The 11,269-nt window shown below is 38.1% G+C and carries 12 protein-coding genes and 1 other annotated feature; of the genes, 10 read left to right on the forward strand and 2 right to left on the reverse strand.

Features of this window, described 5'->3' with window-relative positions:
• Positions 1 to 85 precede the first annotated feature (85 nt).
• Entirely contained in the window at positions 86 to 553 is a 468-nt protein-coding gene (gene ytfJ, locus ACX9TM_RS07405) for a GerW family sporulation protein (protein WP_000204234.1), read from the forward strand.
• Positions 554 to 661: 108 nt separating this feature from the next.
• Complete coding sequence (locus ACX9TM_RS07410; RefSeq protein ID WP_000608227.1) at positions 662 to 751, forward strand: hypothetical protein; 90 nt, start codon at positions 662 to 664, stop codon at positions 749 to 751.
• 352 nt (positions 752 to 1,103) lie between these two features.
• Here ACX9TM_RS07410 and ACX9TM_RS07415 read toward each other — a convergent pair whose 3' ends face one another.
• Together ACX9TM_RS07415 and ACX9TM_RS07420 are read right to left on the reverse strand one after the other, a co-directional pair.
• A complete protein-coding gene (locus tag ACX9TM_RS07415) occupies positions 1,104 to 1,343 on the reverse strand; it encodes a YkuS family protein (RefSeq protein ID WP_000101022.1) in 240 nt (79 codons plus the stop codon).
• 82 nt (positions 1,344 to 1,425) lie between these two features.
• On the reverse strand, positions 1,426 to 1,665 hold the full coding sequence (locus tag ACX9TM_RS07420; RefSeq protein ID WP_000752514.1) for a DUF3911 family protein: 240 nt from the start codon (positions 1,663 to 1,665) through the stop codon (positions 1,426 to 1,428).
• Between the two features lie 413 nt (positions 1,666 to 2,078).
• Here ACX9TM_RS07420 and ilvE point away from each other — a divergent pair, with 413 nt between their 5' ends.
• From ilvE to leuD, 8 genes are all read left to right on the forward strand, one after another.
• Complete coding sequence (ilvE, locus tag ACX9TM_RS07425) at positions 2,079 to 2,975, forward strand: branched-chain-amino-acid transaminase (RefSeq protein WP_001005486.1); 897 nt, start codon at positions 2,079 to 2,081, stop codon at positions 2,973 to 2,975.
• Between the two features lie 15 nt (positions 2,976 to 2,990).
• Positions 2,991 to 3,218: a binding site (T-box leader), on the forward strand.
• 72 nt (positions 3,219 to 3,290) lie between these two features.
• On the forward strand, positions 3,291 to 4,991 hold the full coding sequence (gene ilvB / locus ACX9TM_RS07430) for an acetolactate synthase large subunit (RefSeq protein ID WP_000095868.1): 1,701 nt from the start codon (positions 3,291 to 3,293) through the stop codon (positions 4,989 to 4,991).
• The gene (gene ilvN / locus ACX9TM_RS07435; RefSeq protein WP_000822952.1) at positions 4,988 to 5,497 is read left to right on the forward strand and encodes an acetolactate synthase small subunit; all 510 of its coding nucleotides are present in this window, start codon (positions 4,988 to 4,990) and stop codon (positions 5,495 to 5,497) included. Before ilvB ends, ilvN begins: the two co-directional genes overlap by 4 nt.
• Positions 5,498 to 5,523: 26 nt before the next feature.
• Complete coding sequence (ilvC, locus tag ACX9TM_RS07440) at positions 5,524 to 6,534, forward strand: ketol-acid reductoisomerase (RefSeq protein ID WP_001151740.1); 1,011 nt, start codon at positions 5,524 to 5,526, stop codon at positions 6,532 to 6,534.
• A gap of 1 nt (position 6,535) precedes the next feature.
• The gene (gene leuA / locus ACX9TM_RS07445; RefSeq protein WP_000809600.1) at positions 6,536 to 8,056 is read left to right on the forward strand and encodes a 2-isopropylmalate synthase; all 1,521 of its coding nucleotides are present in this window, start codon (positions 6,536 to 6,538) and stop codon (positions 8,054 to 8,056) included.
• A gap of 77 nt (positions 8,057 to 8,133) precedes the next feature.
• Complete coding sequence (gene leuB, locus ACX9TM_RS07450) at positions 8,134 to 9,198, forward strand: 3-isopropylmalate dehydrogenase (protein ID WP_000415363.1); 1,065 nt, start codon at positions 8,134 to 8,136, stop codon at positions 9,196 to 9,198.
• A complete protein-coding gene (gene leuC / locus ACX9TM_RS07455) occupies positions 9,198 to 10,592 on the forward strand; it encodes a 3-isopropylmalate dehydratase large subunit (RefSeq protein ID WP_063220220.1) in 1,395 nt (464 codons plus the stop codon). Before leuB ends, leuC begins: the two co-directional genes overlap by 1 nt.
• Entirely contained in the window at positions 10,570 to 11,151 is a 582-nt protein-coding gene (leuD, locus tag ACX9TM_RS07460) for a 3-isopropylmalate dehydratase small subunit (RefSeq protein WP_000433187.1), read from the forward strand. The genes leuC and leuD overlap by 23 nt, the downstream gene beginning before the upstream one ends.
• Positions 11,152 to 11,269: the final 118 nt, after the last annotated feature.

The following is an 11,269-nucleotide window of genomic DNA, read 5'->3' on the forward strand; positions in this document are numbered from 1 at the left end:
TAAAGTTTCACTATACCGGAGCATGTACAGGGAGTAGTATCTTTTAAAAGGAGGAAAATGTTTTCTTGAAATAGGAAAAGTTAGTATGACTTCCTCTATTTTGGAAAATATAAAAAGGAATAATGAGGAAAGGGTGCAATACATAATGGAACATCCAATTGAAAATTTAATGAAAACGGCAATGACAAATTTAAAAGAAATGGTAGATGTAAATACAATTGTTGGGAGCCCGGTTTCAACAGCTGACGGAAATGTAGTATTAACAGTATCTCAAGTGGCTTTTGGTTTTGGAGCTGGTGGAAGTGATTTTAAAGGGGATTTCATTACTGAAAAACATAACGGTGGGCAAAATCAGCATAAAGAGAACAAACAAGGGCATCCATTTGGAGGAGGAAGCGGGGCTGGGGTTTCCATTAGTCCAGTAGCTTTTTTAGTAGTTGGTTCTAATGGGGTGCAAGTATTACATCTCAACAGCAGTACACATTTAATTGAAAAGGCTTTAAATACTGTACCAAGCACTGTAGATAAATTTGTGAATGGTCGTCAAAAGTGAACTTGCATTTTTTAGGAATTATGATATATTAGAAAAAGTGCACTTTAGGATGATCGGAATAATTGAAATGTAAATATATATGATGTGTGGAATAAGGGAGAGGAATTTATGATTAATATCAAAAACTTAGTAGTTGGCTTATTTATGTTAGTAAGCGGCTTTGTTGTATATGTAATAAAAGAAAAAGCTCCATTCTAAAACAGACAAACCGTTAATGTCTGTTTTTAATTTGCGGAAAAATATTGACAAGTTATTGTATTGGTGTTAGAATTTTAATTCGTGTCTCGGTTACAGCTAGTGTAAAGTAAATATCTCTTATGAATGCAATACGAAAAGTTTGCGAAAGATCGGGTAATTTTATCAACAACTTTTGTGAACAAACCCTATAAATTGTATTTGTAAGCTATATATGTATACTAGTGAATCAAGGAGCGGTCAGTGGAACCGTAATGATGAGAGAGAGGTAGGGCTTTCATCCAGTATATGTTACTTTCCCGTTAGGTGAATATAAAAAAGAGGACTCCTTTTAAAAGGAGTCCTCTTTCATTTTTTAAGTGCGACTTTCAACTTGTTGACAAATTTCATCCGTTGTTAAACCGTGAGCTGTAATGACTGATCCTTTAATTGATGTATCTGCAATGCCCATCACATTAGAATCTTGCCCAGTTACAACGCAACAATCACAACCTTGTGCATCCTGTTCTGAGTTAAGTGTAACAACTTCATGACCTTGTTGCTGAAGAGCTTGTTGAACGTCTGTTAATGAGTTTTCAACGCCAATTCTAGCCATAATTCTCACCTCCTACCATCTAATTGCTAGTATGCTCAAGTTCACTGCATTTATGAAAAGACGGTAGGAAGTAAATCTTTGTTTAGTCGTTATATACGCCAGTAAGCATTTGACTAACGAATTGATCGTTTAATGTATCTTGGGCAGAAGAAGTATTTGAATGGATGTCGATTGAAGCAATAAAATGATTATGTTCTTGCGTATTTGGTTCTACCTCTACGTAATTATCGAATTTACAAAAACCTTTCGTATCCATTAGATCAAATAATTGCAGCATTTCTACTACCTCTTGTCTAGTTCCTTTAATTTGTACACACGCCATATTTATTTCCTCCTTCATTTTGACAAATTGTTTTTTAAAAATAGGATTATGATTACGAAATGAAAAATATGAATGTTATTTTTAGACAGCGCTATTTTTGTTATTTTCCCCCTTTTTCAGCAAAAGTCGTTATATATTCCCGGATTTATAAAATCGGACGTCCGTTTATTGAATACAATAGATTCGCATCAATTGATGAAAATCCTTCTTTTAAACAAATATTTTTTTAGTGGAAATTGGCGAAAAAAATTTTTGACTTTTTGTAAACGTTAACAATGTTGTTAAATCAATATAAGTAAAGAAGTACGTACGATTAAAAATTATAAATTTTCTAAAAATTCACTTGATTTATTTAGAAAGGAGAGTAAACTAGGAAACAATAAAAAATTCATAGAACATAGGAGGCGCTTCTAGTGAATGAGCAATGGATTTTCTTAAATGGAGAATTTGTTCCAAAAGATGAGGCAAAAGTTTCAGTATATGATCATGGCTATTTATATGGCGATGGAGTGTTTGAAGGAATTAGAGTTTATAGCGGTAATGTTTTCCGTTTGAGAGAGCACCTTGTCCGGTTGTATGAATCAGCAAAATCAATCCTTTTAGAAATTCCATATTCATTAGATGAAGTAACAAATATTGTTGTTGAGACGATTCGACAAAATAAATTATCTAATGGATACATTCGCCTTGTTGTATCAAGAGGAGCAGGAAATCTTGGATTGGATCCCGATTCATGTAAGAAGCCGAATGTAGTAGTAATTGCAGAACAATTATCTTTATTCCCACAAGAATATTATGAGAAAGGGATTCCAGTTGTAACAGTTGCAACGCGCCGAAATCGTCCCGATGTTTTATCCCCTCAAGTAAAATCTTTAAATTACTTAAACAATATTTTAGTTCGTATTGAAGCGAAATTAGCTGGAGTACAAGAAGCACTTATGTTAAATGATCAAGGATATGTAGCTGAAGGCTCAGGAGATAACGTGTTTATTGTTAAAGGAAATAAATTAATTACACCACCAAGTTCTGCTGGAGCGTTAGAAGGTATTACACGAAACGCCATTTTAGAAATCGGCGAAAAACTTGGATATGACGTAAGAGAAGAGTTATTTACAAGACATGATGTATATGTAGCTGATGAAGTGTTTTTAACAGGAACAGCTGCTGAAGTTATTGCTGTTACGACAGTAGATGGTAGAACGATTGGCTTAGGGCAAACAGGTCCACATACGAACCGTTTATTAGAAGAGTTTCGTAAGTTAGTTGTAGAAGATGGAGAGAAAATTTACGAAGAAAATAAAGTTGGATAAAAACTTTTTTAACATAAGAAAGCGTTGATAGGGAGGAGTAGTTGATTGTGAAGCCTCACAGAGAGTCGGTGGTTGCTGAAAACCGATGGTTCACGTCGACGAACATCGCCCTTGAGTGCTAAGCTAAAGCATTTGTCTAGGCTTAGACGGTAGCTCCGTTATTAGCTAGATCCATTTATGGATCACTGAGGCAAGAGTATTCTTGCAAAGAAGGGTGGTACCGCGAAATCTTTCGTCCCTTCAGCACATAGCTGGAGTGTGGACGTAGGATTTTTTTATTGTATAAAAGTTTGAAAAAGGGGGCTTATAAGAACAATGTCTTCAAAAACGGAAGAGAAACTGGCAACTGGTGCACAGCTATTGTTAGAAGCGCTAGAAAAGGAAGGCGTAAAAGTGATTTTCGGTTATCCGGGTGGTGCCGTTTTACCTCTCTATGATGCACTGTATGATTGTGAAATTCCGCATATTTTAACAAGGCATGAGCAAGGGGCAATTCACGCTGCTGAAGGGTATGCCAGAATTACAGGGAACCCAGGGGTTGTAATTGCAACGAGTGGACCAGGTGCTACAAATGTAATTACGGGTCTAGCGGATGCGATGATTGATTCATTGCCACTTGTTGTATTTACAGGCCAAGTAGCAACAACGTTAATTGGGAGCGATGCTTTTCAAGAGGCGGATATTATGGGACTTACGATGCCAGTGACAAAACATAACTATCAAGTGCGAAAGGCCTCAGATTTACCTCGAATTATTAAAGAAGCATTTCATATTGCTAAAACAGGAAGACCAGGACCAGTCGTTATTGACCTTCCGAAAGATATGGTAGTCGAGAAAGGTGAGCGATGTAGCAATGTACAAATGGATTTACCAGGATATAACCCTAATTATGAACCGAATCTACTTCAAATAAACAAATTACTACAAGCAATTGAAACCGCAAAAAAACCGTTAATTTTAGCTGGAGCAGGTATACTGCATGCGAAAGCTTCGAAAGAATTGACAAGTTTTGCCCGTAAATATGAAATCCCTGTTGTGCATACGTTACTTGGACTGGGTGGTTTTCCACCAGATGATGGGCTATTTCTAGGGATGGGGGGAATGCACGGTTCTTACACAGCCAATATGGCGTTATATGAATGCGACTTACTCATTAATATAGGTGCGAGATTTGACGATCGTCTTACTGGGAATTTAGCTTTTTTTGCTAAAGGGGCGACTGTTGCACATATCGATATTGATCCAGCAGAAATTGGGAAAAATGTGCCAACAGAGATTCCTATTGTTGCAAGTGCTAAGCGGGCGTTAGAAGTATTGCTTCAATCAGAAGGAAAGAAAGAAAATCATCATGAATGGCTCTCTTTATTAAAGAGTAGAAAAGAAAAGTATCCATTCTCTTATAAACGAAATTCTGAAAGTATTAAACCTCAATACGCGATTGATATGCTATATGAAATCACGAAAGGAGAAGCGATTGTAACAACAGACGTTGGGCAACATCAAATGTGGGCAGCACAATACTATCCGTTGAAAAATCCAGATAAATGGGTAACTTCTGGCGGATTAGGAACGATGGGGTTCGGATTTCCAGCAGCAATCGGTGCGCAAATTGCAAAGAGAGATGAACTAGTTATTGCAATTGTTGGTGATGCTGGGTTTCAAATGACTCTGCAAGAATTAAGTGTATTAAAAGAACACGCTTTACCCGTTAAAGTATTTATTTTAAATAATGAAGCTTTAGGAATGGTAAGACAATGGCAAGATGAATTTTACAATCAAAGATATTCACATTCTTTATTGCCATGCCAACCAGATTTCGTCGCTCTTGCGAATGCGTATGGTATAAAAGGTGTTCGTATTGACGATCCACTTCTTGCAAAGAAGCAAATCCAGCATGCGATCGAATTACAAGAGCCAGTCGTAATCGATTGTCGTGTACTTCAATCAGAGAAGGTTATGCCGATGGTTGCACCAGGAAAAGGTGTTCACCAAATGGAGGGAGTGGAAAAAGGGTGAAGAGAATTGTTACAGCGACAGTTCGAAATCAAAGTGGTGTGTTAAACCGAATTACAGGGGTTATGACACGAAGACATTTTAATATTGAAAGTATTTCAGTAGGTCATACAGAATCATCAGATATATCGCGAATGACGATTGTTGTACACGTTGAAAGTGAACAGCAAGTTGAGCAGTTAATTAAACAACTTCATAAGCAAATCGATGTTCTGAAAGTATCAGATATTACAGAAGAAGCAATGATTGCTAGAGAGCTTGCTCTTATTAAAGTAGCAACTTCTGTAGCGAGGGCAGAATTATATAGTTTAATTGAACCATTTCGAGCCGCTGTAATAGATGTTGGGAAGGATTCCATAGTTGTGCAAGTAACAGGTACGCAAGATAAAGTAGAAGCGTTAATTGAATTACTTCGTCCATACGGTTTAAAAGAAATTGCTAGAACAGGTGTAACAGCATTTACACGTAGTATGAAAAAACAAGATAAGCAAGTTATGTTAATTCAATAATCATTTAAATATAGGGGGAAATGAAAATGGCAAAAGTTTATTATGAGAAAGATGTAACAGTAAATGTATTAAAGGAAAAGAAAGTAGCAATCATCGGATATGGCTCGCAAGGTCATGCGCATGCGCAAAATTTACGTGATAACGGATTTGATGTAGTAGTAGGTTTAAGAAAAGGTAAGTCTTGGGATAAAGCGAATGAAGATGGGTTTTCTGTATATACAGTAGCAGAAGCAGCGGAAAAAGCTGATGTAGTAATGATTCTATTACCTGATGAATTACAACCAGAAGTATATGAAGCTGAAATTGCACCAAATTTACAGGCTGGAAACTCTCTCGTGTTCGCACATGGATTTAATGTTCACTTTGATCAAGTAAAACCACCAGCGAATGTAGATGTATTTCTAGTAGCGCCAAAAGGACCGGGGCATCTCGTACGCCGTACGTTCGCCGAGGGAGGGGCTGTTCCTGCATTATTTGCAGTATATCAAGATGCAACAGGAGTTGCGACTGAAAAAGCACTTTCTTATGCTGACGGAATTGGAGCAACGAGAGCTGGTGTATTAGAAACGACGTTTAAAGAAGAAACAGAAACAGATTTATTTGGAGAGCAAGCTGTACTCTGCGGCGGAGTAACTGCACTTGTAAAAGCAGGATTTGAAACGTTAGTTGATGCGGGATACCAGCCTGAACTTGCATATTTTGAATGTTTACATGAACTGAAGCTAATCGTTGACCTTATGTATGAAGGTGGACTTGAAAATATGAGATATTCAGTTTCAGATACAGCGCAGTGGGGAGACTTCGTATCAGGACCACGCGTTGTGACTGAAGATACGAAGAAAGCGATGGGGGCAGTATTAGCAGAAATTCAAGATGGTACATTTGCAAGAGGCTGGATTGCAGAGCATAAAGCAGGAAGACCAAATTTCCACGCGACAAATGAGAAAGAGAATGAACATGAAATCGAAGTAGTAGGACGTAAATTACGTGAAATGATGCCTTTCGTACAGCCGCGAGTAAAGGTAGGGATTAAATAATATGAAGCAGATTTTGTTCATGGATACAACGCTTCGTGATGGCGAACAATCACCAGGAGTAAATTTAAATGAACAAGAGAAGTTACAAATTGCTAGGCAATTAGAGAGGCTTGGTATTCATGTAATGGAAGCTGGATTCGCGGCAGCTTCCGAAGGTGACTTCCAATCGGTAAAACGCATCGCGAATACAATTCAAAACGCTACGGTTATGAGTTTAGCTAGAGCGAAAGAAAGTGACATTCGAAGAGCATATGAAGCTGTGAGAGGCGCTGTATCTCCTCGTCTACACGTATTTCTAGCTACGAGTGATATTCATATGAAATATAAACTTTGTATGTCAAAAGAAGATGTGTTAAATAGTATTCATCGCTCGGTTACGCTCGGAAAATCATTATTTCCGACAGTACAATTTTCTGCAGAAGATGCGACAAGAACATCGAGAGCATTTTTAGCTGAAGCAGTAGAAATTGCGATTCGAGCAGGAGCGAATGTAATTAATATTCCGGATACAGTTGGATATACAAATCCGGAAGAGTATTATTCTCTTTTTAAATACTTACAAGAATCCGTTCCATCATATGAAAAAGCGATTTTTTCTTGTCATTGTCACGATGATCTTGGTATGGCGGTAGCAAATTCGTTAGCTGCGGTTGAAGGGGGAGCAGTGCAAGTAGAAGGAACGATTAATGGCATTGGAGAAAGAGCAGGGAATGCAGCGTTAGAAGAAGTTGCAGTAGCTCTTCATATTAGAAAAGATTTTTATAAAGCAGAACCTTCGATGACTTTAAAAGAAATTAAGGCGACGAGTACATTAGTAAGCAGGTTAACGGGTATGGTTGTACCGAAAAATAAAGCAATCGTTGGAGCGAATGCATTTGCTCATGAATCAGGCATCCACCAAGATGGGGTTTTAAAAGAAGTAACAACTTATGAAATTATCGAACCAGCGCTTATAGGAGAATCTCAAAATCTCTTTGTACTTGGGAAACATTCTGGCCGTCATGCGTTTACGGAAAAAATGAAAGAGCTTGGTTATGAATTTACAAATGAAGAGCGAGATGCGGCATTCGAAGCATTTAAAAAATTGGCGGATCGTAAAAAGGAAATTACTGAGGAAGATTTACGCGCAATTATGCTTGGTGAAGCAGCATTTGCAGCCCAGCAATATAACATTACGCAATTACAAGTGCATTTCGTATCAAATAGTACACAATGCGCAACAGTTGTGCTGAAGGATGAGGAAGGAAATGTATATGAAGATGCAGCCACTGGTTCTGGTAGTATTGAAGCGATATACAATGCGATTCAAAGAATTTTAGGATTAGAATGTGAATTGGCAGATTATCGCATACAATCTATTACACAAGGTCAAGATGCACTTGCTCACGTTCATGTTGAATTAAAAGAAGGTAGTCACCAAATATCAGGTTTCGGAGTTGCGCAAGACGTATTGGAAGCGTCGGCGAGGGCTTATGTCCATGCAGCAGGGAAATTAAAATCTCTTATAGCGCTTGTGAAATAAATAATTGATAGGTGAGAGAAGCTTTCCTCACCTATCAAATTAAAGTTCTGAAAATTCAGTTAAAAGGAGTGTTAAAAATGGAAAAACGTATCGTTTGTTTAGCTGGTGATGGTGTCGGTCCAGAAGTAATGGAGAGTGCGAAGGAAGTATTGCATATGGTAGAAAGGCTATATGGACATCATTTTCATTTGCAAGATGAGTACTTTGGTGGTATTGCTATCGATTTAACTGGGCAACCATTACCACAGCGAACACTTGCCGCCTGTTTAGCGAGTGATGCGGTTTTACTTGGCGCAGTAGGTGGACCAAGGTGGGATAGTGCGAAAGAAAGGCCTGAGAAAGGATTATTAGCATTAAGAAAAGGACTCGGTGTATTTGCGAATGTTCGCCCTGTAACGGTAGAAAGTGCAACTGCACATTTATCACCATTAAAAAACGCTGATGAAATTGATTTCGTTGTCGTTCGTGAATTAACAGGCGGAATTTATTTTTCTTATCCGAAAGAGCGAACGGAAGAAGTGGCGACAGATACACTTACGTATCATCGCCATGAAATTGAACGTATCGTTTCGTATGCTTTTCAATTAGCAAATAAGCGGAAGAAAAAAGTAACATCTATTGATAAAGCGAATGTTTTAGAGTCTAGTAAATTATGGAGAACTGTGACAGAAGAAGTAGCACTTCGCTACCCAAATGTGGAAGTAGAACACATTTTAGTAGATGCAGCAGCTATGGAATTAATTCGGAATCCAGGAAGATTTGACGTTATTGTAACGGAAAATTTATTTGGTGATATTTTAAGTGATGAGGCTTCAGTATTAGCTGGATCATTAGGAATGCTTCCATCAGCAAGTCACGCTGAAAAGGGACCTTCATTATATGAGCCTATTCACGGATCAGCACCGGATATTGCGGGGAAAAATAAGGCGAATCCAATTGCGATGATGCGTTCTGTTGCAATGATGCTTGGGCAATCGTTCGGATTAACGAGAGAAGGAGATGCAATTGAAGAAGCAGTTTCTGCAGTCCTTAAATCAGGGAAATGTACAGCAGATATCGGGGGGACTGAAACGACAACTTCATTTACAAAGGCAGTTATTCAAGAAATGGAAGAGCAAGCGTTAGTAGGGAGAGGAAGATAATGGGAAAAAGGTTACTAGATAAGCTTTGGGAAAGACATGTAGTTGCGACTAATGAAAATGGATTGGATTTATTATATATCGATCTACATCTTGTTCATGAAGTAACGTCACCGCAAGCCTTTGAAGGCTTGCGGCTTACAAATCGAACAGTCCGCAGACCAGATTTAACATTTGCAACGATGGATCATAATATTCCAACGAAAGATGTTTGGAATATTACCGACCGCATTGCGAAGCAGCAACTAGATACACTTCGGCAAAACTGTAAACAATTTCAGGTGCCATTAGCGGATATCGGAGATGAAGAGCAAGGGATCGTTCATGTAATAGGACCAGAACTTGGACTCACACAGCCAGGAAAAACGATTGTTTGTGGTGATAGTCATACAGCAACACACGGTGCTTTTGGCGCACTAGCGTTTGGTATTGGTACGAGTGAAGTGGAACATGTATTGGCAACGCAAACGTTATGGCAACGAAAGCCGAAAGCGATGGGCATTGAGTTAAAAGGAAAGTTACCGCAAGGTGTCTATGCGAAAGATATTATTTTACACCTTCTTTCAAAGTACGGAGTAGCAGTTGGAACAGGTTACGTAATGGAATTTTACGGAGAGGCCATTCATGCTATGGATATGGAAGAGAGGATGACGCTTTGCAATATGGCAATTGAAGGGGGAGCAAAGGCTGGCATTATTGCACCAGATGAAAAAACGTTTGCTTACGTAAAAGGGCGTAAATATGCACCGAAAGACTATGAATCTATTAAGGAAAAATGGTCAGAACTTTATACAGATTTAGATGCAGTTTATGATTTACATATTCTAGTAGATGTTACGAATTTAGCGCCGTACGTTACGTGGGGAACAAATCCTAGTATGGGTGTTCGGATCGATGAGAAATTGCCAGAAAAGCATGATGCAAATGATGAAAGAGCGTTTTCTTATATGGGATTGAGTCCCGGACAAAGTACGTATGACATTCCAGTTCAACATGTTTTCATTGGCTCTTGTACAAATTCCAGGCTTTCTGACTTAGAAATTGCTGCATCTGTCGTGAAAGGTAAAAAAGTAAAAGAAGGTGTGCGAGCACTTGTTGTACCTGGATCTCAAAGGGTAAGAGAAGCAGCGATGCATAAAGGATTACATCGCATATTTGAAGAAGCTGGATTTGAATGGAGAGAGCCCGGATGCTCAATGTGTCTAGGTATGAATCCAGATCAAGTGCCTGAAGGAGAACATTGTGCCTCTACGTCCAATCGCAATTTTGAAGGAAGACAAGGAAAGGGAGCACGAACGCATTTAGTTAGCCCGGCAATGGCGGCAGCGGCTGCGTTATATGGTCATTTTGTTGATATTAGAAAGGAGAGTTATGATGGAGCCATTTCGTATTCATAAAGGTACTGCCGCAGTACTGATGAATGATAACATTGATACAGATCAAATTATTCCGAAGCAATATTTAAAGAGAATTGAAAGAACTGGGTTTGGGAAGTTTTTATTTGATGAGTGGCGATATGATAATAATCGCCAAGAAAACCCTAATTTCCCGCTTAATGCACAAGAAAGAAAAGGAGCCAGCATATTAATCACAGGTGATAATTTTGGATGTGGCTCGTCTAGAGAACATGCTCCATGGGCACTTGCTGATTATGGTTTCCGCGTTATTATCGCTGGAGGATTTGCCGATATCTTTTATATGAATTGTATGAAGAATGGCATGTTACCGATTGTAATGGATAAAGATATGCGTGAACAACTTGCAAAAACAGATGCGAGGGAACAAATTACAGTTGATTTAGAAAATGAAATAATTATAACGAATATGCATAGATTCCATTTTACAATCGAGAAAATGTGGAAAGAGAAGTTATTGAATGGTTTAGATGAAATTAGTATTACAATGCAATATGAACAAGAAATAAAAGAGTATGAAAGAAAAGTGGCTTTACATTAAAAAAAGTGACGGAATATTAAAAATGTATTTACATTCAAAATTAACTGTTATATACTATGTGAAAATCAGAGGAGAAAGGGAGTAAGTATTATGAATACAATAAAATCTATTACAATGC

It is taken from the genome of Bacillus sp. LH1, from assembly GCF_057924895.1.